We start from the raw sequence: 25961 nt of genomic DNA, 5'->3' as shown, positions 1-25961 counted from the left end.
TCATTCGTACGGCGAAGGTGCCACTGCGCGGCGTCTGACCCCTACTGCAACGGAGAGAACCCACGCATGAACTACGGCTTCATCGGAGCGGGTGCGATCGCGCAGGCACTCGTACGACGACTGACCGCTGTCGGCGAGTCGGACATCGTTCTCAGTAACAGCCGCGAGCCGGCGACCCTTGCCCCACTGGCTCGGCATTTCGGGGTGCGGGCGGGCACGACAGCGGACGCCGCGGCGGCCGAGGTCGTTGTGCTGGCGGTGCAGTGGAGCCGGATTCCGGCCGCTCTGAACGGGCTGGACCTCGAGGGCCGGGTCCTGATCGATACCACCAACCCTCTCGAGGCCCCGACGTTCCAGCCGTTCGACCTCGGCGGACTCACCTCGAGCGAAGTGGTCGCCGGTCACGCGCACGGGGCCAGGGTGGTCAAGGCGTTCAACACGCACAGCCCCGAGAAACTCGGATCGTATCCGGAGGTCGACGGCGGTAAGCGGGTCATCTTCTACTCCGGCGACGAGGCCGGCGCACTGACGACCGTCGGCCTCATGATCCAGCGTCTGGGTTTCGCCGGCGTGCCACTGGGTGACCTGGCGACAGGTGGGCGGCTCCACCAATTCCCCGGCGGTCCGATGCCTGCGCGTGACTTCATCGAGCACCGTTGAGGCAGCCGTTTCACGTCAGGGAGTCAAGGCCCCGGCTCCCGTCAGTCGATGGTCTCCGGTCGCTGACGGCCACCGGTGGTGAGCGCACGCCGTATCTCCGGGGGCAGCGGGATGGCGCCGGGACTGTCACGAGCTGCCATGGCCATCACCAGGTTGCCGGTGGCAGCCACTGTGCCCCCGCCGCGCACCACGAAGGCGTAGCGCACCGACTTCGTGCCGACCCGCTGCACGGCCAGTTCGATCTCCACGACCTGGCCGTAGTACAGCCGGTGGAGGTAGTCGACCTCGTAGTGCACCCGTGGGATGCGGCCGTACAACGCCGTCGCGTCGCGCCGGTGCAACAGCACCGACTCCGCCGACTCGACCCACCGCAGCACCGCCCCGTGATGGTGGTGGCCCGCCGCATCCGTGTCGTGCCACTCCACCCTGCGCTGCACGACCACGCTCGGCAGCTCATCGTGATCCCGGTCGGTGCGCTCCACCTGCTCGGCGGTGGCCATCAGCCTGCCGCCGTCATCCGGGCTCGCACGTCGGTCTTGAGCACCTTGTTCATCAGGGAACGGGGCAGGTCCGACCACACCACGATCTCCTTGGGTGCCTTCACACTTCCGATCCGCCGCTTCATGTACTCGATCATCTCCGCGGTGGTCGCCTCGGTGCCGGGCTGCAGCACCACCACCGCGGTGACGCGCTCGCCCCACTTGTCGTCGGGCATCCCCACGACCGCGCAGTCGCGGACGGCCGGGTGCGTCATCAGGGCCTGCTCGACCTCGACCGAGTACACGTTGAAACCGCCCGTGATGATCATGTCCTTGGCGCGGTCCACGATGAACAGGAAGCCCTCCTCGTCGAGGTAGCCGATGTCACCGGTGTGGTGCCAGCCGAACCGTGACGCCTCTGCCGTGGCCTCCGGGCTCTTGTAGTAGCCGGGCGACACGCCCGGGCCGCGCACGACGATCTCGCCCCGCTCACCTCGGTCCAGAAGCCGACCCTGGCCGTCCATGATCGCCAGCGTGGTCAGCGGACCGGGCCTGCCGGCCGACGTCAGGCGCGACCGGGCCACGGTGCCGTCGGTGTCGAAGTGATCGCGCGGCGACAGCATCGTCATGTTCGGTGACTCGGATTGCCCGTAGACCTGCCCCATCACGGGGCCGATGGTGGTCAGCGCCTCCTCGAGCCGGGTGGTGGAGATCGGAGCAGAGCCGTAGATGATGCACTGCAACGAGGACAGGTCCGCGGCCGCGAGGCCCTCGTGCTGCAGCAGCATGTAGATCAACGTCGGGGGCAGGAAGGAATGCGTCACGCGGTGACGCTCGATCAGCCTCAGGAACACGGTCAGGTCCGCTTTCGGCATCACGACGATCTGCGCCCCGAGCGACAGCATCGGCAGGCAGAACATGCCCGTCGCGTGTGTGAGCGGGGAAATCGCCAGGAACACCGGGCGCCCCTCGAACGGATAGCCCCACAGCGTCATCGCTGAGCGCACCTCGAAGTTGCGCGCCGTCAGCATGACGCCCTTGGGCCGCCCGGTCGTGCCGCTGGTGCCCATGATCACCGCGATGTCGTCGGGTGGCGCGGCGAGTGCCGGACCGATCGGGTCCGCCGCGGCGGCGGCCAGCCAGTTCTCGAACGACACCGCTATGTCGAGTTCGGCGTCCAGGCACACCAGCAACGTCAGTGTGGGCAGCGCGGCAACGATGCGCTCCACCAAGGGCGCGAACCTGCTCTGGAAGATCAGGCAGGAACAGTCCATCAGGTCGAGCAGATCCCGGTTCTCGTCCGCCTCGTTGCGCGGGTTGATCGGGCACCACACCGCGCCGCGGCGGGCGATCCCGAACACGCATACGTAGGCGACCGCGTCGTTGGCCGAGAGGATCCCGACCTTGTCACCCGGCTGCACACCCGAGCGGTGCAGGGCTCGGGCCACTGCACAGCTCAGATCCAGCGCCTCGCCATAGGTGAGGCTCGTGTCGTCGAGCGTCAGGCAGGGCTCGTCACGACCGAGCGACGCGCCTTTGTCCAGATGGTCCGCCAGTGAAGTCATCACGCGGCAGATCCCTTTCATGAAGTTGTGAAATGGGCGGGAGATGGTCAACGCAGCAACGGAATCACGTGTTCGCCGATGCGCCGCATCTGTTCGCGCTGGTCCGGTGAGGCGCACATGAGCTGGAAGATGTTGACGCCGCGGTGCTGGTAGTCCGCCAGCTTCTCGGCGACCTCCTCCGCGGGGCCGGTCACGATCCACCGGTCCGCGACCTCGTCGGTGATCATCGTGTGCCACTGGTTCAAATAGCCGATGGCCGCGTCGCGTGCCTTTTCCCGGTTGTCGTCCACGTGGACGAAACAGTTGTAGGCCGCCGCGAGGGCCTTGCCGGGGTGCTTCTCCGCGGCGTAGGCCGCGATCTTCGCCCAGCCCTCGTCGAACTCCTCCGGCGTGGTGTGGTTCGCGATCCACCCGTCGCTGTGGTTCACCACGCGCTTGTACCTGCCGAGCATGAACTTCCCGGCATTCTCCTTCTTCCACATGTGCGAGGCCGGGCCACCCCATTCCTTCGGTACGTAGATGCCCGACCCCATCAATGTCGGCGGCGGGGTCTGTGGCCGTGCCTCGCCGAGGGTCACCTCGTCGAAGTGGTAGAACTCGCCGTGATACGAGAACTTGTCCTCGCGCCACAGCCGGTTCATCACGTCCATGCACTCGGTGAAGAGCCTGCCGCGTTCGGCGTAGAGCGCCTCGGGATCGAGATCGGTCTTGTGACGGAGAGCCGCGAGCGCCGAGTACTCGCGCTTGACGAGCGTGCCCTTGCCCGCCCCCGTGCCGACCCCCATCACCAGCCGTCCCTCGGAGATCCCGTGGATGGTGGCCCAGGTGAGCGCCAGTGCCACGGGGTTGCGCAGATGGGGCTGCAGGATGCCCGTGCAGAGCTTCAAGGTCCGTGTCCTGGCTGCGACCGCTGCGAGGATCGACGGACTGTCGAAGGACGCCATGGTCCGGCGGCCCAACGGCGCGTCGTGCACCCAGACGCCGTCGAAACCGAGGGCTTCGGCCTCTGATGCCGCGTCCAGCATGTCGCCGAGTCCATAACGGTGGCCGGTGATCCCGGTCAGATTGTTGATCGACACCCCGATCATGCGATCGTCGGAAAACGCCACTTCAGATCCTCCACGGTCCGGGTAGTGCGATCGGCCGCCTTCCGTGGCCGGTGACGAGCCTTCGGGTATCGGGGCGGCTCAGACAGCTTGGACCACACCACGCGATGAACCAAGGATCGCTTTCGTTCAACGAAAGACCAGAGCGTTATGGAGCCGTAGAGCTGTGAGACCGCGCTCCTGACACCACTATGGCTCCATAGTGTCTCTACCGGTCGCGAGTGTCTCTACCGGTCGCGGATCGCTTCGGCGAGCGGCTCTAGCACCGTGGCGTTTAGTGGTGGTCGCAGGTAGATGATCGCCAGGTCCAGACCTTCTTCGCCGAAGGCAGCCGCCTCATCCATCACCCTTCGACAGTCGCGCTCGGAGTTGAGCCAGATGTGTGCCGACAGCGTGATCTCTTTGGGGTCACGGCCGATGTCCGCGCAGTGGCCGGCGAGTACGTCGCGTTTTCGTGCGAACTCTTCCGGGGTGCCGATGACGAAGTTCCAGTGGTCGGCGTACTTCGCGGTGATCCGCAGCGTGCGCTTCTCACCGCTGCCGCCCATACATATCGGCGGGTGCGGTCGCTGTGGCCCCTTTGGTTCGTTGCGCGCCGATTGCAGTCGGTAGAACCGACCGTCGAAATCGGTGGTCTCCTGGCTCAGGAGCCCGATCAGAACCTGGCACGCCTCCTCGAGGCGATCCATGCGTTCCGTCACGGTGCCGAGCTCGATTCCGTACGCGCGGGATTCCGGTTCGTTCCAGCCGGCGCCGATGCCCAACTCGAGGCGACCGTTGGAGATGATGTCGAGGGCCGACGCCATGTTGGCGAGCACGGCGGGGTGGCGGTAGTGGATCCCGGTGACCAGGGTGCCCAGCCGCAGTCGATTCGTGGCCTGGGCCAGTGCGGTCAGCGTGGTCCAGCCTTCCATGCACGGCCCTGACGGATCACCTTCGATGGGATAGAAATGGTCGAAGGTCCATCCCGATTCGTACACGTCGATGTCGTCGGCTGCCCGCCACATCGACAGCATGTCGGGCCACGTCCTGTGCTGCGGTGAGGTCTTGAAAGCGAATCGCATGGTCTTCCTTGTGTCTCGCTGTGAATCAGCTCTTCAGGTCGGCGGTGGGAGTCGGTGGGCCGACCCCGTGCCGAGAGCGCGTCAGCCGTTGAGTTGCGGCTCCATGTTTACGAGCGTAGACCGCGCTGGCAGAGGAAGTCTACGGCTGTATATGTGAGTCGCGACGTCATCGACGCGGGGTCGGCCCCGCGGCTTTCACCGGCGCGATGCCGCCGCCCGCGCGCCAACCTGCGGCTCACCGTGAGTGAGACCGGGCTGGTCTGCGGTAGGGGTGAAGCCGAAAGGCGCGTGGATGGGTCCGGTGGCTCTGCGGCTGCACTGCGGTGTGATCCCGGCGGGTTCAGGGCCGTCCTGCGCAGACGCCCTCCGCGAGCGCGCGAGCGTGCCGGCCGCGCCCTTGGATCACCAAGACGTACGCGGGCGGCAACCCGGTCAGGCCGGTGGCGCGCGCCGGTGCTGCGTACGCGGGACCTCGGTGCGCCGTCGCCGGCCCGATCGCTTCAGGGGGTGCAGTTCTCCGACTGTGCCGGAGTCGCGGCTGCCGGTGCGGTCTCGGCTCGCGCGCCCACCTCGGTGGCGGGCCACATCCTGACCATCGCGGCGACGAGGACGAGGCTGATCACCGCGAGCCCGGCCGCGAGGAACCCGACCCCCGGGAGCCCGGCGCCGTCGAGCGCGATGCCGCCGAGCCCGGCTCCCACGACGATCCCGATGTTGAAGCCGGACACCACGAACGAGACCACGAGGTCCCCGGCCTGTCCGCCGGCGCTGTAGAGGGCGGCCTGTGCCCCGGGAACGAACGACCACGCCGCGAGCTGCCAGACCGCGACCAGCACGATGGCACCTACGGGCGTTCTGAAGGCGGGCAGCAGGGCGAACAGGGATGCCGTCGTGATCGCGGCGGTGACGAGCACTGTCGCCCGCGGCCATCGGTCGGCGCCCCGTCCGCCGAGCACGTTGCCACACACGGCGCCGAGTCCGGCGATGAACAGCACCACGGTGACCAGGCTTCCGTGGACATCAGCGCGGTTCTCCAGCATCGGGACGAGGTACGTGTAGGCGGTGAACGACGCCGCCCAGAACAGCGCGACCGCCGCGAGCCCCACCAGGACGGGGCGGGCGAGCAGTGCGGTCGAGCGCTCGCGGAGCGGCGGGCCGTTGTCTGCTCCCAGGGTGGGCACCGTGAACAGGACGAGTACCAGTCCGACAACGGCCAGCGCCGCGATCGCGGCCAACGGCACGCGCCATCCGGCGTGTTGACCGAGCAGGGTGCTCGCGGGCACGCCGAGGGCGGTCGCAGTGGTCACTCCCGAGACGACGGTGGCCATCGCCGCGGCCCGGTTGGCGGGTCCGGCCAGGCGCGCGGCGACTGCCAGTGCGGTGGCGATGTAGAGCCCGAACGATGCGCCCGTGAGGACCCGTGACGCCAGGAGGACCGTGAAGTCGGGCGCGGTCGCGGCCATGAGGTGAGCGGCCACGAAGACGGCGAGCGAACCGATCAGGACGCGCCGCCGATCAACGCGCGCGAAGGCGGCGGCCAGGATCGGGGCGCCGATGGCGAACGCCACCGCGTTGACGCTCACAAGCTGCCCGGCGGCGGCCTCCGTGACCCCGGTGTCGGCCGCGATCTGGGGCAGCAGGCCCACCACGATGAACTCGGTGCTCCCCACCGCGAACGCACCGACGAATAGGGCGAGCTTCCACCATCTCACGCGCGGCTCCAAGTCGACTCGGGAGTTCGGTGCAGAAACGTACGAATGCGGCATTCTCGATCGCGTGAGGCCGAGACAGCTCGAGGTGATCGTAGGGCGATCGTTCCGCCGTCGATTTCCGACACTTTGTCGGCACGCGGCAGTGCGTTGTCGGACTGGACGGATTGTCTGATTTCGCTTCGTTCACGGCGCTGCGACGCGGCGCTGAGTTCGCGAATGCCTTATACGTGTAAGGACTGACCTCACGCTACGCTCGGCGCTCTCACGGGACAAAGACATGTGTAGTGGTTCATAGATCGGGGTCCACGCCGCCCGTGGCCGGTCTCCCTGCCGCCAGCCGCCGAATCCGGGAGACGGGTCGTCGGCGAGCCGGGATCGATGTCCGAGATCACCGCAGGTGGGCCGATATGAGTGCGTGCGTGCGTGCGCCTGCTCACCTCGACATGTGACGGGGCTGGCCACCGCGGCCGTCGCGGCGCAGCGTGGGCGGCGGAGGTGCCGGAAGTGGTGGATCAGCGATCGGACAGCCTCGACGCTCTCTGCGGAACGGCGGCGCGACTTCGCCCATGGGCCGGGACGAGCGACCCGCTACCTCGCCTGCTGTTCTTCACCGATCCTGTGCGCACGCCCCAGCCGGAGGCCGTCGCCGAGCGCCTGCCGACGGGGGCGGGGATCGTCTATCGGCCGTTCGGCACATCCGACGCCGTTGCGCGCGGTCTCCGTCTCGCCGAGATCGCCCGCCGCCGCGGGCTCCTCCTGCTGGCAGGCGCCGATCCTGCCCTCGCCGAAACGATCGAGGCCGATGGACTGCACCTGCCCCAACGCCTGGTCGAGACCGGCCCGACCCTCCGCGCGGCCCATCCGGCCTGGCGTCTCACCGCCGCCGCACACGACGCGACGGCCGTCCACGTGGCAGAGCGCTGCGGTGTCGAGGCGGTGGTGGTCTCGCCGGTGTTTCCCAGCAACAGCCCCTCGGCCGCAAACCCGCTGGGTGTTGCCGCTGCGGGCGAAATCGCGAAGGGAAGCGTTCTGCCCGTCTACGCCCTCGGTGGCGTCAACGCGGAAACCGCCGACGCCTTGATCGGCGCGGGCGTCTATGGCCTGGCGGCGATCGAAGCCTTCGTCGCCTGAGCGACGCCGGAAAGCTCAGCCCTGGCCGTGCAGGTCGATGAGTCGGGCGAACTGCGCTGGTGCCTCGAGAGGGGTGAAGTGGCCGATGCCGTCAACGGGGTGCATGTGGACGTCGGCGAAGAACCCGTCGAGCCGCTCGGACCAGGCACGAGGAAACAGTGCGTCGAACTCCGGCCACACCACATGGGTGGGCGGGCTGATGCGATTGGCGTGCTCGGGCGGTGTCTCGGCCAGACTGCGCGCCACGTGGCCCGGCCCGACGCGGTACCAGATCGTCGACGCCTCGAAGGCGCCGGGGCGCGCGTAGTCGTCGACGAGTCGCTCGAACTCGGGCCCGTCGACGACGAGGCCAGGCGCCGACCAGTGCCCCCAGCAGTAGTGCAGGTAGGCGTGCGCCTTGTCGCGCAGGCGGCCGAGATCCTCGGCGCCCCGGCGGTGATCCCGATCCATCTGGAGGCTTGGCAGCACCTCACGCAGGAGTCGAGTGCGATCCCTCCGGCTTTCGCGCGGCGCGGGCTGAGCGACCGGCTGCTCATGCTCGAGGCAGGCGAAACCGTCACGGTGGCCGGCAAGCCGCGACCGCCCGCTGACGTGTGACGGCCCGGACCGGAAGGCCGTTCTCCTCCGTCAGGACGACCGCGCGGCACGTTCTGCCTCTGTCGGAGGCTCGCAACCGGTAGGGCTCGATGACTGCAAGCGGCGGCGCAGCGACTGCAGGTCCGAGTGCGCTGCATGTGTGGTGATGAGGAAGTGGGCGAGCAGATCGGCGAATCGGCGCGGTTGCTCGGTATGCGGAAAATGCCCCGCTCCGTCGAAGATCTCCAGACGGCTGCCGGGCAGCAAATCGTGAGCGCTCACCGTGTGCTGGAACGGAATGACCGAGTCTCTGTTGCCGCCGATCAGTAGCACCGGAACGTCGGCCAGGAGGTAGAGCCGTTCGAGGCCTCCCAGGCGCTGGCCCGACCAATCCAATGCGCCGCGCACGGTTTGGGCGAAGGCGCCGCGTGCTCCGTCGTCGGTGAAGGAGGCGAATGCGCTGGCCAGGCCGTCGAGATCCGGTCCGTTGAGCGTCGGCAGGGCGTGCATGGCCCAGTGGACGGCCTTGGCGAGCCAGGGTGGGGTGATGGCGGAGAGCGCGCGCAGGAGCAGCGGGGTGCCGGGGAGCGTTGCGGCGCGCAGGGCGATCGTGACGCCTTGGCCGAGGCCACCGCTCGCCTCGAGGACCAGGCGTTCGGTCATCTCGGGGAACTGGTGGGCGAACTGCATCGCGACGCCGCCGCCGAACGAGTGCCCGACGATGGTGGCCTGGTCCAGGCCCAGCGTGAGCAGCAGGTCACGCAGTTCGGTCGCGTAGGCGCCCAGCGAGTAGTCCCCGGTGCGGGGTTTCGCGGACTGGCCGTGACCGAGCAGATCCGGGGCGATGACGTGGGCGTGACGGCCCAGGAGCGGCAGAACGGATGACCAGGTCCGAGAGCTGCTGGCCAGTCCGTGCAGCAACACGACTACCGGCCCGTCGCAGTCGGCGCCCGCCTCCAGGAACGTCACCCGCTGGCCGTGCAGCACGATCTCCCGCTGCGTCACGGGAACGGCGAACGCCCGCCGGCCTGGGGCGCCCCGTTGTCGACGTGGGTACAGCGCGCAGGGTGCCGAGATCGTCGACATGGTGGCTCCCGTTCGGGGTTCGGCAGCGGCTGCCGGGGTCGCCCTCGCAAGGGAGCCCTCGAATCTGCTGCGGCGGGTTTCCGCAACCGGCCGGCGTGGTGACTACGGGCCTGGTTCGCGGGTTCAGCTCGTTCTCGGTGCCCGCCGCGACCGGTCGGTGGTGGCTGGCTTCATTGCCGATCACGAATACCCGGTCGCGACGCACAGGAGTCGCGATCTCGGAGTGATCCCACCGACATTGCTTCGATCAGGCCCAAACGCGGGGCGATTCCGTCGGCACATTCGCATTTGTTCGTTCCGGCCACCGTCATCGAGCGGCGTCGCGGAACGCTCCGCGGTGGGCAGCGGCCGGGTGGCGCGCGTCGAGCCTGCCGTCGCCGGGCGGTCTGCCGGGTGCGTCGGCGAACAGCTTCTCGCGGAAGGTTCCGGCGCGGTACTCGGTCTGTGCCAGCCCGCGCTTCTGCAGCTCGGGGAGCAGCCCTTCGATCACCTCGGTATAGCTGCCCGGGATGACGTGGTTGATGACGTTGATGCCGTCGATTCCCGCGTCCTGCCAGCGTTCGAGCTCGTCGGCGATCTGCTCCGGCGTGCCGACCAGCCGCATCCGCTCGGCGCGATAACGCACCATGTCCTCGATCGTCGGGTTGCCGCCCGGCACCGAGTCGATGATGGCCTGCAGCACTCCCCGGGCGCCCTCGACCTCCAAATCCTTCAACGGCGTGTCGAGCGGGGCATCCCCGAGATCGACGCCCATGCCGCCGAGCATGTGCGCGGCGAGCCCGTCGGGCGACATGTAGGAGTCGTAGTCGGCCTTCCGCCTGCGGGCCTCGTCCTCCGTGCTGCCGACCACGAACGACAGCCCGGCGAAGAACCGCAGGTCGGATGCCGCGCGGCCGTGCTGCACCGCGAGCCTGCGCACCGTCGTGGCCACCTTCTCCGCGTTGCCGAGCGAGCCGGCGAACATGAAGACGGCCTCGGCATTGCGGGCGGCGAAGGCCATCCCGGCCGGCGAGGTGCCGGCCTGGAACAGCACCGGCGTTCGCTGAGGTGATGGGGCCACCAGGTGCGGCCCCTCGACGGAGTACCGCTCGCCCTGATAGTGGATCTTGTGAATCCGCCTGGGGTCGGCGTGGCGGCTTCCCGCCTTGTCGCGCAGCAGTGCGCCGTCGTCCCAGCTGCCTTCCCACAGCCGGTAGACGACATCCACGTACTCGTCCGCCCACTTGTACCTGTCGTCGTGCGGAGTGAGCCCTGGCATCCCGAAGTTGCGGTGGGAGTTCTCCAGTGCCGACGTGACGATGTTCCAGCCGATGCGGCCCTTCGTCAGGTGGTCGAGGGTGCTCGCCCTGCGTGCGAACGTGAACGGGTGCTCCTGGATCACGGAGCTCGTCCACGCCAGGCCGAGGTGCTCGGTCACCGCCCCGAGAGCCGAGATCATCACCGACGGATCGTGGGACGGAATCTGCAGGCCCTCGGTGACGAAGGTGTCCCAGCTACCGCGGTAGTTGCCGTACAGCCCCACGACGTCGGCGAAGAACATCGCGTCGAACCGGGCTTCTTCCAGCTGCTGTGCGAGGTCGGTCCACAGTGACAGCTCGTCGAAGCGGTGCTGCTGGGCGTCGGGATGGCGCCACTGGCCTTCGAGGATGTGTGACGTGGTGGCCATGACGAACGCGCTGAGCAGCAGCCGGGGCCGACCCGTTGCCGCGCTCACAGCCGCTCGTCCAGCCGTCGGACGGTGAGTGTGCCCGCGAGCTGCACCAGAGCGATCATCACCGGCACGATCATGACAGCTGTCTCGTAGCGGTGACAGCGACCGAGCTGGCGGCGCTCGTGCTCTCCTCATCGGTCTCGATCACAGCTATGCTGCCTCGATTGACCGGATTGGGGGATTGGTCCGGTTGTGGCGGTGGGGGGAATCCGCATGGAGCACGCCGATGTCACGGGTGCCACGGTCGAGGAGCAGCCTAACGGCCGGCTGCGCCGATCACTGAGCCAGCGCCAGCTCGTCCTCATCTGTCTGGGCAACGTGGTGGGCGCAGGCATCTACGGGCTGGTCGGCCAGATGTCGGCGCACGTCGGCGGCGCGATCTGGATCCCCTTCCTGGTGGCGTTGGCGCTCGCGATCCTCACCGTGTTCAGCTACGCGGAACTGTCCAGCAAGTACCCCAGGGCAGGCGGCGCCGCCACGTACGTGCACCAGGCGTTCCGCGCGCCGTTCGTGACGTTCATGGTGATGTTCGCGATGGTCGCCTCCGCGGTGAACTCCGCATCGACGCTGTCGTTGGCCGCCGGTGGGTACATCGAAGAGGTGCTCTCCGTCCCGACGCTGGTCACCGCGGTCTTCGTGATCATCGTGCTCGGGACGATCATCGTGCTGGGGGTGTCACTCTCGGCGCGCTTCAACAGCGTGCTCACCGTCATCGAGCTCGGCGGGCTCGCACTCGTCATTCTGGCTGCGATCGCGGCGATCATGGTCGGCACCGGCGCAGTGGGCAACCTCACCGACTTCGCCGCCACCGGCGGCGGAGCCGAGGCCGGCGCGGCCGACGCCTCAGTGATTGCGGCCGTCGTGGCGGCCACGAGCCTCGCCTTCTTCGCGTTCGTCGGGTTCGAGGACGCCGCCAACATGGCGGAGGAAACCAGAAACCCCGCCAGGGCGTGCGCCCGCGCGCTGGTGATCGCCCTGCTGACGGCTGCGGCGCTGTACCTGACCATCGCGGTGCTGGCGTCGGTCGTCGTCGGCGGCGACCAGCTCGCCACGTCATCCGCGCCGCTGCTCGAGGTCCTGCGGCAGAGCCCGCTGGCCGTGCCGGCGGCGCTGTTCACCGTGATCGCCGCACTCGCCGTCGGCAATGGCGTATTGATCAACCTTCTCTCGGCATCGCGGATGCTCTACGGCATGGCGGACCAGAAGGTCCTGCACGGAAGCCTGGCTACGGTGCACCCCACCCGGCACACGCCGTGGATCGCCGCGGTCGCGGTCACCGCGGTCGCCATGATCTTCGTGTTCACCGGCAGGCTGGCCGTGCTCGCGACGACGACTGTTGCGCTGCTGCTGATCGTGTTCGCGATGGTGAACGTCTCGGTGCTGGTGCTGCGCCGGGAGCAGGTGGACCACAAGCATTTCCGCGCCCCGACCGCACTGCCTGTTCTGGGAGCAGTGGTCTGCGTCGCTCTGCTGACCCAGCAGGAGGCCGAGGTCCTGCTGCGAGTCGTCGTGGTGCTGCTCGTGGGCGTCGCGCTGTGGGCGGTCAACCGCGTGGCGATTCGCCGCACAGCGGCGCTGCGCTAGCCGTCGACGGCACACACCTCCTGGCCACCGCACACATGGCAGAACGCTCCTGCGGTGGCCATCAGTCGTGTGCGGTGGATGTTCCCCTTGCTCGGGGTCATCCGGGTGCAGGTTCTGGGAACTTCTGTACGACCGGCAGAACTTTCTCTGCGAACAGCCGCATGTTTCGTTCCGCGCTCTCGTAGGACATGCTGCCGTACCGGAAGAACGAGGCGATCTCGCCGGCGGACGCCGCCTGTTGGAGTGCCTCGATCTTCTCGATCACCTGATCGGGGGTGCCCCATAAAACCTTCGCCACTTCGTCGCGCCGCGTCTGTTCGGCGCCGAGCGCTTCGCCCTTTGCGACGTAGAAGTCGTAGCCGCCGATCTTCTTGTACCGTGCGGCGTCTATCCAGTTGTAATGCAGGGCGACGCTTTCCAGGTACTCCGCGTAGTGGAGTGCTCGCTCGTAGGCCTCCTGTTCGCTGTCGGCGCAAGCGACGGCGTTGATGACGATCGGAGCTGACGGACCGAGGCCCACTCCAGCGCGCGCCGCATTGAAGGCGGCGGTCTCCTTCGGATAGTCCGCCAGCTCCCGGGAGACGGCGAACATCGCACCCAGTCCCTGCATCGCCGCGATCTCGAGCGTCTCCGGGCTCATCCATGCGCAGTACATTCGCTCGGTGAGATCCCTGCGGGGACTGGGCCGAATCTCTATTTCTGGAATGTGGTAGTACTCGCCCTCGAAGGAGAACCTGGTCTCACTGAGACCCCGGCGGACGATCTCCAAACATTCGGCGAATCGTGCTCGTGACTCGCTCATGGGAACCCGTAGCCCGTCGAACTCGTCCGCCGAGGCGCCCCGGCCGAAGCCGAGGAAACACGTGCGGTCACCCAGCATGATGTCCATCATCGCGATCTCTTCGGCCAACCGCACCGGATCGTGCCACGGGGGGACGATCACAGCGGACCCGACGTCGGCGTTCTTGGTGCGGCCGGCCAGGTAGCTCAGCAGCTGGATCGGCGACGGCGTCATGAGGTACGGACTGAAGTGATGCTCCGTGCTCCACAGCGTGTCGAAGCCGAGGTCATCGGCGAGCACTGCGAGCTCCACCGCTTCGGACGTCAATCGGTGGTCGGGGTAGTCAAGGGGTTCGTCGACGCCCGAGTTGAAGCGCTTCCAGTCCCAGTAGTTCTGGGTGCAAATGGCGTGGCCGATCCGCACGTGAAATCCTCCGGCATCTCATGTGGAGCTGAATGTGGTGTTGCTTCAGGCGCATGGGCTGATCGATCGATGATGTCGGCGATCTCGATGGCGAGCGCTTTCTCGTCGCCGGGGGTACTTTTCCTCGTCAACGGCTGCGGCAGCAGATCTGGAATGGAAATGCTCACGTCGCCAGCAGTCGGGAGTCATCCCGTACTACCGCCGGAACGCCCGCAGGAACGTCCCGCGTTCGACGAAGCCCAAGGCTGCCGCGATGTCCGCCATCGCGAGGCAGGCGTACCGCGGGTCGGCCAGGTGTTGGCGGACGTGCATGAGCATCATCTCCAGCAGCACCTTCGGAGCCGTCGCTTCCGGGTACCGCGGGACGGCGCTCCGCAGCGCCACGGCGAGCAGGTCGATCGCGGCGTGTCCGGCGTCGAGTCGCTGCGGTGCGGTGAGGCAGTCGCCGCCATTCGATCGGTCCGGACCGCCGATCTCGGCCCCCCAGCGCGTCAGCGAGAGAGTCAGGTCCTTGTCCAGCTCGTGCAACGCCACCCGCCCGCGAAAATCTGGACCGCTGTGAACGATCACCGGTATGAAGAAGTCACTGACGGCGTCTTCGAACTCCTTGCTGGAGAACTCGTGAATCTGCACGACCGTGAGGCTGACCTGCAGAATCGTATGCAGCAATTGCCTAATTCCGATTTGTGTCGATAATGACATCTCGAGGCGCTATTTGCGCTCCGTCTTGGACTGCATTGTGCGCACTTTGCCTGTGTTCGGACTCGGCGGGCAGACGTCGAAGTCGGCGCGATCAGGTGACGTACCGGATATTGCCGTCTTCGATCACTGCACGTCCGCAAAGTGCACGTCCTGCTGTGCCCCGGCTCCACGACACGTCATTCATGGTTTCGAGCATCGCCACTCCGTATCTGCTGTGGCAATGCTCGAGGAGGAAATGTCTTCCGGTGCCGAGAAAATGCCACGCCCCGATATCGCCCTGTGTGGTCATGGGACCACGCCGTGCAGGTCATGGGTGTCGACGGTGATGATGTTGTCAGGCGCAATCCCATCGACCGGAACATCGTCTTCCTCGATGGGTGGGGGTCACGACAATCCTTGTCCTGGTGATGTGGGGAGCGTGTGCAGCAGGGCGTGCTGGGCCGCGTCGGCCAGCCATGTCTCGGCCCGGTCGAAGTCCCAGCCCCGCTCGCCGACGAGGGTGTACCAGGCCGGCCGGCCGAGGTAGAACCACAGCAGGTCGACCACGGCGGTGCGGTCCAGTTCCGGCTTCAGCGCGTTCAGGGCGGCGAGCCGGTCGGCCACGGCCGTGAGGGCGCTGAGGTAGGCCGCCTTGTTCGCGTCCAGGACGGGCGCCGCGGACGGCTCGGTCAGATTGCGGTAGAGCAGGTTCCAGACGAGTTCCCAGTGCCGCTCGTGTGTCTGCCGGGTGCCCGCCGCGGTGATCGCGATGACCGTACGCGGGTCATCGGTCGCCGCGATCCCGGTGAGGGTTTGCTCGACCGCGGGGTCTGCGGCCGCCGGTGCCAGCAGGGCTTCGAGAATCGCTGCCTTGCCGCCGGTGCTGCCGTACACCGTCGGGACGGCCACTCGCGCGTCCTTGGCGATGTCCGCGACCGTCACCTGCGCGAAGCCGTTGGCGAGGAACAGCCTCCGTCCGCTCTCGAGGATCGCCTCGCGCGTGGCGAGCGCGGCGTCCCGTCGTCGCGGTGAGTTGTACGAGCGCATCGCCGGATAGTACTGGCGGCAACAGTGTCGAATATTGACCATAGGGGCCTATGCTCATACGGTGGCGGGGGTGAAGGCCTCCACGATGACCGCGGTCGTCCATACCCGCCTCGTGCACGACACCCATCGCAGGGCCAGCACCGTCCTGGCAGAAGCCGCAGCGAACCCGGCGGCCTCCGGGACCGCCCTGGCCGAGCTGCGCGACTTCCTCGTCGCGCATCTGGACAGCCACCACAAATCGGAAGACGACGTTCTCTGGCCGATGATCGAAGAGCTGGCGCCTGGGATCGCTGAGCCGCTGACCCGCCTCAGCGCTGAGCACGACCAACTGGAGGCGGCCCTGGAGGCGCTCGCCGCGGCCTCGGTCGATGCACCCGGTCGCACTGCACTCGTCGACGCGGCAGTCGCCGTCCGCGACCTGGTCCATGCCCATCTGGAAAACGAGGAGCCCGTCCTGCTCCCGGCGCTGAGCCAGCACGTCTCCGACGAGGCGTGGGACGACTTCGCCCGGCAGGTCCGGGCGACGACGCCCGGCGTGGGGGCACACCTTCTGGTCGGCTTCCTCGAACAGGTGGGCACCCCGGAAGACGTGGAGATCATTCTCCGGGACATGCCCGCGCCGCTGCGGGCGGAACTGCGCGATCAGGCACAGGAAACGCTCGGCCGGCTCACGGCGGCTGGCTGACCCCCCAGGTGCCGCGAATCCCGAGTGTCGTCGTGGCCCGATGAGATGGACGAGGAGTCCGAGTATGCAGATCGGCTTCAACCTGCCGCAGTTCGGCAGCCATGCCCACCGCCCGGAAGGCGTCGCGATGTTCGCCCGCCAGGCCGAAGAGATGGGGGCGGACAGCCTCTGGGTGGGGGACCGGCTGTTGGCCCCACTCGAGCCGGAGATCAACTATCCGGGCACCACGGCGTTTCCGACGGAGTTCCGGGCAGGGCTGGACCCGTTCGCGACGCTCACCGTCGCCGCCGTCGTGACCACTCGGCCGCTCCTCGGCAGCAGCGTGCTCATCACACCCTGGTACGCCCCGGCGCTGCTCGCCCGTTCGCTCGCCACAATCGACCAGCTCAGCGGTGGCCGGGTGATCGCCGGTCTCGGTGCCGGATGGGCTCCCGAGGAATTCCGATCCGTCGGCATTCCGATCGCGGAACGAGGGCGTCGCCTCGATGAGTGCCTCGACGCGCTCGCAGCGTTCTGGAGCACGAACCCCGTTGACCACAAGGGCGCGTTCTGGACCACTGCCGCAAGCTACGTCGACATCAAGCCCGTGCAGCGCCCAGGCCCGCCCGTCTACATGCCCGCGTCCACATCGACCAGCATCAACCGAGTGGCACGGCGCGCCAACGGTTTCCTCCCAGCGGTGGCTCCTGGCCCCTTCGAGCCGACCACCATCACGACCCCCATGGCCCGCATCCGGGATGCGGCTGCCCGCGCGGGCCGGGATCCGGACGAGCTGGACGTCATCCTCCGCGTCAACACGAAAGCCGGTGACTCGGTGGACAGCATCGCCGAGACCATCCTGCGGGCTCGCGACGAAGCCGCGGTGAACCACGCCTTCGTCGACCTCACCTTCCGTGACCGAGCCACGAGCGTCGAACACGCCGTGGATCTGGCCGGTCGCGTGCTGGGCCTTGTCCGTGCGCAGTAGGTCACGCGAGGTCGGGGTGGCTGCCGACCGGGTCGCGCTGGTGACCGGGAGCTCACGAGGGATCGGCCGGGCCACCGCACTGCGCTTGGCCGCTGACGGCGCGGCTGTCGTCGTCAACTACCGCACTCATGCCGCCGAGGCCGAGCACGTGGTCGCCACCATCGCGAGCCAGGGTGGACGGGCCACATCGGAGCGTGCGGACGCGGCTGACCCCGCGGAGCTTCTCTCCCTCTTCGACTCGGCCGAGCGCCATTACGGCGGTCTTGACGTGCTGGTACTCAACGCGGCCGGCTTCGTGACGGGCCCCTTGGCCACGGCCACTGATCACGATTACGCGCACACCTTCGCGCTCAACGCCCAGGCCACCTTTCTCGCATTTCGCGAGGCCGCGCGCAGGATGCGTGACGGAGGCCGGATCGTGTTCATCTCGTCGACGGCCACCCGCACGGGCCCGCCCGAGAAAGCCTTGTACGCGGCCAGCAAGGCCGCCGGTGAGCAACTCGTCCGCGTTTTCGCCCACGAGGTGGGCCCACGGTGCATCACCGTCAACAGCGTCCTACCAGGACCGACCTCCACCGAGGGATTTCCCGCGTCCTCGGTGCCGGTGGAAGCCTTGGTCGCCCGCACCCCGCTGGGTCGGCTGGGCCATCCCTCCGACATCGCCGACGTCGTCGGTTTCCTCGCATCCGATGCCGGTCGGTGGATAACCGGCCAGAGCATCGCTGTCGATGGCGGCCTGTCCACGTCGAACGGCCGGACGCACCTGGAGTCTGCCGAACGCGGCGCACACTGACCTCGACGTGACGGACGCCCGTCAGCGCAGTGGCGTGCCCCAGTGGTCCGCGTAGGCGACCTCGCTGACAGGTAAGCGTGGCGCGGGCTTGAAGTCCGTCACCGTGGTGTAGGCGACGGGTATGAGGCTGGTTTGGGTGACGTCGTCCGGAAGGCGAAGGATCTTCGCCGCTTCGGCCGCTCGCCGCAGGTGGTACGTGGTGAAGGTCGATCCGAGGCCCCGCGAGCGTAGGGCGAGCTGGAAACTCCAGGTCGCCTGGAAGATCCCGCCGTAGAACACCGACAGGTCGAAGGGGTTGTTGTCCGCTGGTGGGCGGCCGAGCAGGCACGGCACGACCAGCACGGGGACCCGCTCGATGACGTCGATGAGGTGCCGGCCGGAGCGGAGCGCATGCTCGGGCGCGCCCGCGGCCTCCTCCGCTATGTAGGCGGTGCCTTCTTCGCGGAAGAGCGCACCGAGCTCGTTCTTGACGCCTTGGTCGCGGATCACGAGCCAGCGCCAGTTCTGCATGTTCGCCGGAGTGGGGGCCTGCAACGCGAGGCGCAGGCAGTCGTCGATGACCTCGTGCTCGACGGGCCGGTCGAGGTCGAGCTTCAAGCGGACGGAGCGAGTGGTGCTGAGCATCGTGTCGCTGTCCATCGGGGCCTTTCGGTGGATGGCGTGCAGGCGCGGCCTTGATCAGGCTACGTCGCGCGGACGCACGTGCGTTTCGGAGCCGTAGTGCTGCGAGGGCATGGCCCCTGACAGCAGTACGGTTCCGAAACGCGAGAAGAAGAACGTGGTCCGGGAGCTGCACGCCGGGCATTACGGGGAAGTGTGATGACCGTCCTGAGGTCGCAGCTCGACGTGTCCTCCGAGACCTACGCGAGCAACCGCAAGGCCCAGCTCGAGGTGCTGGCCCAGTTGGACGAGCAGCTGGAGCTGGTCGTCGCGGGCGGCGGGGAGCGCTACATGCAGCGCCACCGCGACCGCGGGAAGCTCCCCGTCCGCGAGCGCCTGGAGCTGCTCCTCGACCCGGACAGCCCGTTCCTGGAGCTCTCGGCGCTCGCGGCGTGGGGCACCGAGTTCACGGTCGGCGCGTCCGTGCTCACCGGCATCGGCGTGGTGTGCGGCGTGGAGTGCATGGTGATCGGCCACGACGCCACCGTGCGCGGCGGCGCGATGAACCCCTACTCGCTGCGCAAGACGCTGCGCGCACTGGAGATCGCGCGGGTCAACCGGCTCCCGGTGGTCAACCTCGTGGAGTCCGGTGGCGCCGACCTGCCCACCCAGGCCGATCTCTTCGTCCCCGCCGGGCGGATCTTCCACGAGCTGACCGAGCTGTCGTCGCTGGGAATCCCGACGGTCGCGATCGTCTTCGGCAACTCGACGGCGGGCGGCGCGTACGTGCCGGGCATGTGCGACTACGCCGTGCTGGTCGATCGTCAGGCCAAGGTGTTCCTCGGTGGTCCGCCGCTGGTGAAGATGGCCACCGGCGAGGAGTCCGACGACGAGTCGCTCGGCGGCGCGGAGATGCACTCCCGCGTCTCCGGGCTGTCGGACTACTTCGCCGCCGACGAGCACGACGCCATCCGGCTCGGCCGTCAGATCATGTCCCGCATCAACTGGCGCAAGCTCGGTCCGCCCGCGGCGCAGAACCCCGAGCCACCGCGCTACGACCCCGAGGAGATCCTCGGGATCATCTCCCCGGACCCGAAGGTGCCCTTCGATCCCCGCGAGGTGCTGGCGCGCACCGTCGACGGTTCGGACTTCGACGAGTACAAGCCGCTCTACGGCACCTCGCTCGTCACGGGATGGGCGAGCATCCACGGCTATCCGGTGGGCGTGCTCGCCAACCACCGTGGCGTGCTCTTCAGCGAGGAGGCCAAGAAGGCCAGCGAGTTCATCCTGCTCGCCAACCAGACCGACACCCCGCTCGTGTTCCTGCAGAACACCACCGGGTACATGGTCGGCGCCCAGTACGAGCAGGGCGGGATCATCAAGGACGGCGCCAAGATGATCAACGCCGTCACCAACAGCACCGTGCCGCACCTGACCATCAACATGGCGTCGTCGTTCGGGGCGGGCAACTACGGCATGTCCGGCCGCGCGTACGACCCGCGGCTGATGTTCGCCTGGCCGGGTGCCAAGCTCGCCGTGATGGGTGCGGCGCAGCTCGCCGGTGTGATGTCGATCGTCGGCCGGGCGTCGGCCGCGTCGCAGGGCAGGCCGTTCGACGAGGAGGCCGACCGGAGCCGGACCGCGGCGATCGAGGCCCAGATCGAGGCCGAGTCACATGCCTTCTTCGTCACCGCCCGGCTCTACGACGACGGCATCGTCGACCCCCGCGACACCCGGACCGTGCTCGGCATGTCGCTGTCCACCGTCCACTCGAACACCGTCGCCGGCCGTCGTGGCTTCGGCGTCTTCCGGATGTGAAGGCATGATCTCGAAGCTCCTGGTCGCCAACCGCGGGGAGATCGCCGCGCGGGTCATGCGCACCGCCCACGCCGTGGGCATCGCCACCGTCGCGGTCTACTCCGACCCGGATGCCGACGCTCCGTTCGTCCGGCTGGCCGACGAGGCGGTGCGCCTGCCCGGGGCCATTCCGGCGGAGACCTATCTGCGCGGTGACCTCGTCGTCGCCGCGGCGACGACCACCGGCGCCGACGCCGTGCATCCCGGGTACGGCTTCCTGTCGGAGAACGCGGACTTCGCCAGGGCGTGCGCCGAGGCGGGGCTGATCTTCGTGGGCCCGTCGCCGGACGCGATCGCGTCGATGGGGTCGAAGATCGAGGCCAAGTCCCTCATGGAGAAGGCCGGGGTGCCGGTCCTGCCCGGCGCCACTGTCACCGAGCACAGCGACCTCGCCGCGGTCGCGGCCGACATCGGGTTCCCGGTGCTGGTCAAGGCCGCGTTCGGGGGCGGCGGGCGCGGCATGCGCGTCGTCGGTGACCCCGCCGAGCTCGCCGCGGCCGTCGAGGGTGCGCGGCGGGAGGCCGCGTCGGCGTTCGGGGACGGCACGGTGTTCCTGGAGCGGTTCGTGGTCGACCCCCGCCACATCGAGGTGCAGATCCTCGGCGATGCCCACGGCGAGGTCGTGCACCTGTTCGAGCGTGAGTGCTCCATCCAGCGCCGCTACCAGAAGATCGTCGAGGAGAGCCCGTCGCCGGTCGTCGACGACGCGCTGCGCGCCGAGCTCGGCGCCGCGGCCGTGGCTGCCGGAAAGGCGATCGGCTACACCGGCGCAGGCACCGTGGAGTTCGTGCTGGACCGCGACGGGCGGTTCTTCTTCCTGGAGGTCAACACCCGGCTGCAGGTGGAGCACCCGGTCACCGAGCTGGTCACGGGGCTGGACCTGGTGGAGCTGCAGCTGCGGGTGGCCGAGGGCGAGCAGCTGCCCCCGGAGGTCACCGGCGCCGCGATCACCGGGCACGCGATCGAGGTCAGGCTCTACGCCGAGGACGTCCCCGCGGGCTTCCTGCCCGCCACCGGCACGCTGCACCGCTTCCGCGTCCCCGCGCTGCCCGGCGTGCGCGTCGACTCCGGCGTCGTCGACGGCTCGGTCGTCGGCACCCACTACGACCCGATGCTGGCCAAGGTGATCGCTCACGGCCGCACCCGTACCGATGCCGCACGCACGCTGGCTCGGGCGCTGCAGCGGGCCGAGATCCACGGCGTGACGACCAACCGCGATCTGCTCGTCGGGATTCTCCGTGAGCGGGAGTTCCTCGCCGGCCGGACCGACACCGGCTACCTGACCAGGAACGATCCCGCTGTGCTCAGCTCGGGCGCCGCAGGTGGAGCGGTGCACGCCGCGGCCGCCGCCCTCGCCGCCCAGGCCACGAACCGGGCGGCGGCGCGGGTGGTGGGCGGGCTCCCGTCGGGCTGGCGCAACGTCGGCGGGATGCCACAGCGCGTCGCCTACACCCTCGGCGAGCAGACCCTCGAGGTCACCTACGCCTTCCGCCGGACCGGGCTGGAGCTGGCCGTGAACGGCGATCCACTTCCCGTCCGGCTCCTGTGGGCTACGCCGGACGCCGTGGAACTGATGGTCGGCGGCGTGCGACGCGCCTACGCAGTGCACCGCGTCCTGGGATGGTCCTATGTGGACGGTCCCGACGGATCCGCCGCGCTGGCCGAGGTACCGCGCTTCGCCGACCCGAACGCCGTCGCCCACGCCGGATCGCTGCTCGCGCCCATGCCCGGTGGCGTCGTGCGGGTGCTCGCCACCCGCGGCGCCGCGGTCACGGCGGGGCAGCCGCTGCTGGTGCTGGAGGCGATGAAGATGGAGCACACCGTCGCGGCGCCGGTCGACGGGATCGTCGCCGAGATCGCGGTCGCGCCCGGCGACCAGGTGAGCACCGGGCAGGTGCTGGCCGTGGTGGAGGAGCCCGGGCCGGAGACGTCCGGGTGAACCGGTCGGCCGTCGAGAGGGCCGAGGCCTTCCGGAGGGGAGTTCGACGATGAGCATCGCCACTCTGCTGCGCCGCGCCACGGCTGACCATGCCGGTCGGGTCGCGCTGCGGCTCGACGACACCGAGATCGGCTACGCGCAGGGAGTGCGATGAGCACGACGTACGAGGTGGTGAACGGCGTCGCCTGGCTGACCATCGACCGTCCCGAGGCCCGCAACGCGATGAGCAAGGACGTGCGGGACGGGCTGTGGGAGGGCACCCGCCGGTTCGTCGCCGACGACTCCGCCGCCGTGCTCGTCCTGACCGGGGCCGGGGAGAAGGCGTTCTGCGCAGGCGGTGATCTCAAGGAGATGGCCGAGACCGGTCTGGGGGTCCCGCCACCGGACTTCCTCCCGCAGTTCCGGCGCAACGTGGCCGTGGACAAGCCGACGATCGCGGCGGTCAACGGCGTCGCGTACGCGGGCGGTTTCCTGCTGGCCCAGCAGTGCGATCTGGTCGTCGCCGCGGAGCATGCGCGGTTCGCCGTCAGCGAGGTCAAGGTGGGGCGCGGATCGCCGTGGGCGGCGCCGCTGTCGTGGCTCGTACCTCCACGGGTGGCGCTCGAGATCCTGCTGACCGGCGATCCGCTCGATGCCCATCGGGCCCGCGAGGTCGGGCTCGTCAACCATGTGGTGCCGGCCGGGGAGCTGCGCGAACGTACCCAGGCACTGGCCGAGCGGATCGCGGCGAACGCCCCGCTGTCGGTGCGGGCGGCGAAGCGCACCGCGTACCTGTCGGCCGAGCACACCCGCGCGGAGGCCTACGACCGCGCGGAGGAGATCTGGGCGCCGGTGTACCGGTCGGCCGACGCGCAGGAGGGGCCCGCGGCGTTCCGCGACAAGCGGGCCCCCGTCTGGCAGGGGAGGTAACCGTGCCCGTCTCGATGACAGCGCTCGCCGACGACCTCACGGCCGAGTCCGCCGAGCTGCGCGGGCTGCTTGCCGGCCTCGACGAGAGCGGGTGGCGGCGTGACACGCCCGCCGAGGGCTGGACGATCGCCGACCAGGTCTCGCACCTGGCGTACTTCGACGACGTCGCCGTGCAGTCGGCCGTCGACCCCGACGCCTTCCGCGCCGAGCTGGAGCGGATACGGGCCGCAGGCGGGGTGAACCCCGACGCCGTCGCCGCGCGGTACCGCGACCTGCCCGGGGCCGAGTTGCTGCGCTGGTTCGACCGGTCGCGGGAGCACCTGGTCGAGACGTTCCGCGGGCTCGAGCCGGGGTTGCGGGTTCCCTGGTTCGGGCCGGCGATGAGCGCGGCGTCGTCGCTCACGGCGCGGATCATGGAGACCTGGGCGCACGGTCAGGACGTCGCCGACGCGCTCGGGGTGGCGCGCGTGCCGAGCGTGCGGCTGCGGCACGTCGCCCACATCGGGGTCGGGGCGCGTGCGTTCAGCTACGCGGTCCACGGCCGTGCCATGCCGGACGTCCCGGTCCGGGTCGAGCTCGACGCGCCCGACGGGTCGCGGTGGACGTGGGGTCCGCAGGACGCGGCCGACCGGATCACCGGACCGGCGCTGGACTTCGCCCTCCTCATCACCCAACGGCGCCACAGCGACGACCTCGCGCTGACGGCCACCGGGCCGGCCGCGCTGGAGTGGGCCGAGATCGGGCAGGCCTTCGCGGGGACGGCGGGCAAGGGCCGCGAGCCAGGACAGTTCGGGGGAGCGGCGCGGCCGACGAGCGCAAGCGAGGAGTCGGGATGAGCAGGCGCGCTGTCCGGATCGGTAACTGCTCGGGCTTCTACGGCGACCGGATCGAGGCCGCCCGCGAGATGGTCGAGGGCGGACCGATCGACGTGCTGTGCGGCGACTACCTCGCCGAGCTGACCATGCTCATCCTGGCGAAGGCGCAGGCCAAGGATCCCTCCGCCGGATACGCGCGGACGTTCCTCACGCAGGTCGAGGCCGTACTCGCAACGTGCCTGGACAAGGGGATCCGCATCGTCGCGAACGCCGGCGGGCTCAACCCTGCCGGGCTGGCCGCGGCCATCCGGAAGGTCGCCGCCGAGCTCGGGCTGGATGTGAAGGTCGCGCACGTCGAGGGCGACGATCTGCGTGGCTCGCTGGGAGCGATCACCCCGCCCGTCGGGGGCAAGCCCGTGTCCGCCAACGCCTACCTCGGTGGCTGGGGGATCGCCGAGGCCCTTGCGGCCGGAGCCGACGTCGTCGTGACGGGGCGGGTCACCGACGCCTCCCTCGTCGTCGGGCCCGCGGCCTGGTGGCACGGCTGGGGGCACGGCGACTGGGACGCCCTTGCCGGCGCGGTTGCCGCCGGGCACGTGATCGAGTGCGGGCCGCAGGCGACGGGCGGCAACTACGCCTTTCTCGACGAGATCACCGATCGTCGTTACCCCGGGTTCCCGATCGCCGAGGTCGCTGCGGACGGATCGTCGGTGATCACCAAGCACCCGGGCACCGGCGGGCTGGTCTCGGTTGGCACCGTCACCGCCCAGCTGCTCTACGAGATAGCCGAGCCCTCCTACCTCGGCCCGGACTGCACCACGCACTTCGACACGATCCGCCTCGCCCAGGAGGGCGAGCACCGGGTGCGGATCTCCGGGGTGCGCGGCAGCGCGCCGCCGCCGACGCTGAAGGTCGCGCTCAACGACGCGGGTGGCTTCCGCAACACCATGACACTCGTGCTGACCGGGCTGGACATCGAGGCGAAGGCCGCGCACGCCGAGGCCCTCCTGTTCGACGTGCTGGGCGGCAAGGACCGGTTCGCCGAGGTCGACGTCCGGCTGTTGCGCTTCGACACCCCGGACGCGCCGTCGAACGACCGCGCCACCGCCCACCTGCGGATCACGGTCAAGGATCCGGACCCGCGCAAGGTCGGGCGCTCGTTCTCGGGCGCCACCATGGAGCTGGCGCTGGGCGGGTACGCGGGGTTCCACACCACCACCCCACCCACCCCGGAGTCCACGTACGGGATCTACCGGCCCGCGACCGTCGCGCGCTCGGCTGTGCAGCACGCGGTCGTCCTGCCCGACGGGCAGCGACGAGTGATCGTCGACCCGGAGGTCGGCGAGGTGCCTCCGGCGCCGCGGATCTCCGTCCCCGCTGCCGTTTCCGACGGGCCGCGTGTGCGGGTTCCGCTCGGTGCGGTGTGTGGGGCGCGGTCCGGGGACAAGGGCGGCAACGCCAACGTCGGGCTGTGGACACGCACGGATGCCGAGTACGCCTGGCTGCGCAGCTTCTTCACGGCCGACAAGGCCCGCGAGCTGCTCGGGCCCGAGGCCGCCGACCTGCCGATCGACGTGTGGCCGCTACCCAACCTGCGGGCGCTGAACGTCGTGGTGCACGGGATCCTCGGCGCGGGCGTCGCCTCGTCCACCCGACCGGACCCGCAGGCGAAGGGCCTGGGGGAGTACCTGCGCAGCCGGCTCGTGGACGTGCCGGAGGAGCTTCTCGGCTGACGGGCGCCCTGGCCGACCCCAGCCCGGCCCTTCCTCCACGATCCAGTGCACGTCGTA

At 69.1% G+C, this 25961-nt stretch carries 24 protein-coding genes; 11 read left to right on the top strand and 13 right to left on the bottom strand.

Annotation, left to right across the window (positions count from 1 at the left end; all coding sequences use genetic code 11):
• The first annotated feature begins 66 nt into the window (after window positions 1–66).
• Entirely contained in the window at window positions 67–660 is a 594-nt protein-coding gene (locus tag MMF94_RS35365; protein WP_241041819.1) for an NADPH-dependent F420 reductase, read from the top strand.
• 41 nt (window positions 661–701) lie between these two features.
• Here MMF94_RS35365 and MMF94_RS35360 read toward each other — a convergent pair whose 3' ends face one another.
• From MMF94_RS35360 to MMF94_RS35340, 5 genes are all read right to left on the bottom strand, one after another.
• Complete coding sequence (locus MMF94_RS35360; protein ID WP_241041818.1) at window positions 702–1160, bottom strand: acyl-CoA thioesterase; 459 nt, start codon at window positions 1158–1160, stop codon at window positions 702–704.
• Entirely contained in the window at window positions 1160–2704 is a 1545-nt protein-coding gene (locus MMF94_RS35355) for an AMP-binding protein (protein ID WP_241041817.1), read from the bottom strand. The genes MMF94_RS35360 and MMF94_RS35355 overlap by 1 nt, the downstream gene beginning before the upstream one ends.
• Before the next feature lie 47 nt (window positions 2705–2751).
• Entirely contained in the window at window positions 2752–3813 is a 1062-nt protein-coding gene (locus MMF94_RS35350) for an LLM class flavin-dependent oxidoreductase (RefSeq protein ID WP_241041816.1), read from the bottom strand.
• 224 nt (window positions 3814–4037) lie between these two features.
• Entirely contained in the window at window positions 4038–4874 is an 837-nt protein-coding gene (locus MMF94_RS35345) for an LLM class F420-dependent oxidoreductase (protein WP_241041815.1), read from the bottom strand.
• Between the two features lie 500 nt (window positions 4875–5374).
• On the bottom strand, window positions 5375–6586 hold the full coding sequence (locus tag MMF94_RS35340) for an MFS transporter (RefSeq protein ID WP_241041814.1): 1212 nt from the start codon (window positions 6584–6586) through the stop codon (window positions 5375–5377).
• A gap of 423 nt (window positions 6587–7009) precedes the next feature.
• Here MMF94_RS35340 and MMF94_RS35335 point away from each other — a divergent pair, with 423 nt between their 5' ends.
• Window positions 7010–7717, top strand: coding sequence for a thiamine phosphate synthase (locus MMF94_RS35335; protein ID WP_241041813.1), 708 nt, complete (start codon window positions 7010–7012; stop codon window positions 7715–7717).
• A 15-nt stretch (window positions 7718–7732) separates the two neighbouring features.
• On the opposite strand, the gene MMF94_RS35330 is transcribed toward MMF94_RS35335, so the two are convergent.
• The 3 genes from MMF94_RS35330 to MMF94_RS35320 all read right to left on the bottom strand — a co-directional run bounded on the left by MMF94_RS35330 (window position 7733) and on the right by MMF94_RS35320 (window position 11093).
• Window positions 7733–8167 carry an alpha/beta fold hydrolase gene (locus MMF94_RS35330; RefSeq protein ID WP_241041812.1) on the bottom strand — a complete coding sequence of 145 codons (435 nt, stop codon included), beginning with the start codon at window positions 8165–8167 and terminating at the stop codon, window positions 7733–7735.
• A gap of 177 nt (window positions 8168–8344) precedes the next feature.
• Window positions 8345–9379, bottom strand: a complete 1035-nt coding sequence (locus MMF94_RS35325; protein ID WP_241041811.1) for an alpha/beta fold hydrolase — start codon at window positions 9377–9379, stop codon at window positions 8345–8347.
• A 307-nt stretch (window positions 9380–9686) separates the two neighbouring features.
• Window positions 9687–11093 carry an LLM class flavin-dependent oxidoreductase gene (locus tag MMF94_RS35320; RefSeq protein ID WP_241041810.1) on the bottom strand — a complete coding sequence of 469 codons (1407 nt, stop codon included), beginning with the start codon at window positions 11091–11093 and terminating at the stop codon, window positions 9687–9689.
• Window positions 11094–11303: 210 nt separating this feature from the next.
• Between MMF94_RS35320 and MMF94_RS35315 the strand changes: the two genes are divergently transcribed.
• Window positions 11304–12674, top strand: coding sequence for an APC family permease (locus tag MMF94_RS35315; protein ID WP_241041809.1), 1371 nt, complete (start codon window positions 11304–11306; stop codon window positions 12672–12674).
• Between the two features lie 97 nt (window positions 12675–12771).
• On the opposite strand, the gene MMF94_RS35310 is transcribed toward MMF94_RS35315, so the two are convergent.
• From MMF94_RS35310 to MMF94_RS35295, 4 genes are all read right to left on the bottom strand, one after another.
• The gene (locus tag MMF94_RS35310; RefSeq protein ID WP_241041808.1) at window positions 12772–13878 is read right to left on the bottom strand and encodes an LLM class flavin-dependent oxidoreductase; all 1107 of its coding nucleotides are present in this window, start codon (window positions 13876–13878) and stop codon (window positions 12772–12774) included.
• A gap of 195 nt (window positions 13879–14073) precedes the next feature.
• On the bottom strand, window positions 14074–14511 hold the full coding sequence (locus MMF94_RS35305) for a helix-turn-helix domain-containing protein (RefSeq protein WP_241041807.1): 438 nt from the start codon (window positions 14509–14511) through the stop codon (window positions 14074–14076).
• Between the two features lie 160 nt (window positions 14512–14671).
• Window positions 14672–14869, bottom strand: a complete 198-nt coding sequence (locus tag MMF94_RS35300; protein ID WP_241041806.1) for a hypothetical protein — start codon at window positions 14867–14869, stop codon at window positions 14672–14674.
• A 95-nt stretch (window positions 14870–14964) separates the two neighbouring features.
• A complete protein-coding gene (locus MMF94_RS35295) occupies window positions 14965–15606 on the bottom strand; it encodes a TetR/AcrR family transcriptional regulator (RefSeq protein ID WP_241041805.1) in 642 nt (213 codons plus the stop codon).
• Window positions 15607–15676: 70 nt separating this feature from the next.
• On the opposite strand from MMF94_RS35295, the gene MMF94_RS35290 reads away from it, so the two are divergent.
• The 3 genes from MMF94_RS35290 to MMF94_RS35280 all read left to right on the top strand — a co-directional run bounded on the left by MMF94_RS35290 (window position 15677) and on the right by MMF94_RS35280 (window position 18051).
• The gene (locus MMF94_RS35290) at window positions 15677–16291 is read left to right on the top strand and encodes a hemerythrin domain-containing protein (RefSeq protein ID WP_241041804.1); all 615 of its coding nucleotides are present in this window, start codon (window positions 15677–15679) and stop codon (window positions 16289–16291) included.
• A 64-nt stretch (window positions 16292–16355) separates the two neighbouring features.
• Entirely contained in the window at window positions 16356–17258 is a 903-nt protein-coding gene (locus MMF94_RS35285) for a TIGR03619 family F420-dependent LLM class oxidoreductase (protein WP_241041803.1), read from the top strand.
• A gap of 16 nt (window positions 17259–17274) precedes the next feature.
• Window positions 17275–18051, top strand: a complete 777-nt coding sequence (locus tag MMF94_RS35280) for an SDR family oxidoreductase (RefSeq protein WP_241041802.1) — start codon at window positions 17275–17277, stop codon at window positions 18049–18051.
• A 21-nt stretch (window positions 18052–18072) separates the two neighbouring features.
• On the opposite strand, the gene MMF94_RS35275 is transcribed toward MMF94_RS35280, so the two are convergent.
• On the bottom strand, window positions 18073–18690 hold the full coding sequence (locus tag MMF94_RS35275) for a nitroreductase family protein (protein ID WP_241041801.1): 618 nt from the start codon (window positions 18688–18690) through the stop codon (window positions 18073–18075).
• Window positions 18691–18870: 180 nt separating this feature from the next.
• Between MMF94_RS35275 and MMF94_RS35270 the strand changes: the two genes are divergently transcribed.
• The 5 genes from MMF94_RS35270 (at window position 18871) to MMF94_RS35250 (ending at window position 25904) form a co-directional block, all read left to right on the top strand.
• Entirely contained in the window at window positions 18871–20469 is a 1599-nt protein-coding gene (locus MMF94_RS35270) for an acyl-CoA carboxylase subunit beta (protein ID WP_241041800.1), read from the top strand.
• Between the two features lie 4 nt (window positions 20470–20473).
• Window positions 20474–22447 carry an ATP-binding protein gene (locus MMF94_RS35265; RefSeq protein ID WP_241041799.1) on the top strand — a complete coding sequence of 658 codons (1974 nt, stop codon included), beginning with the start codon at window positions 20474–20476 and terminating at the stop codon, window positions 22445–22447.
• A 150-nt stretch (window positions 22448–22597) separates the two neighbouring features.
• Window positions 22598–23356, top strand: a complete 759-nt coding sequence (locus MMF94_RS35260; protein WP_241041798.1) for an enoyl-CoA hydratase/isomerase family protein — start codon at window positions 22598–22600, stop codon at window positions 23354–23356.
• A 2-nt stretch (window positions 23357–23358) separates the two neighbouring features.
• Window positions 23359–24192, top strand: coding sequence for a TIGR03084 family metal-binding protein (locus tag MMF94_RS35255; protein ID WP_241041797.1), 834 nt, complete (start codon window positions 23359–23361; stop codon window positions 24190–24192).
• Complete coding sequence (locus MMF94_RS35250) at window positions 24189–25904, top strand: acyclic terpene utilization AtuA family protein (RefSeq protein ID WP_241041796.1); 1716 nt, start codon at window positions 24189–24191, stop codon at window positions 25902–25904. The genes MMF94_RS35255 and MMF94_RS35250 overlap by 4 nt, the downstream gene beginning before the upstream one ends.
• Window positions 25905–25961: the final 57 nt, after the last annotated feature.

The sequence above is a fragment of the Pseudonocardia alaniniphila genome (assembly GCF_022524485.1).
Lineage (GTDB): Bacteria > Actinomycetota > Actinomycetes > Mycobacteriales > Pseudonocardiaceae > Pseudonocardia > Pseudonocardia alaniniphila.
Note: the sequence above shows the minus strand (reverse complement) of the source record. Positions and strands in the feature narration are given on the sequence as shown.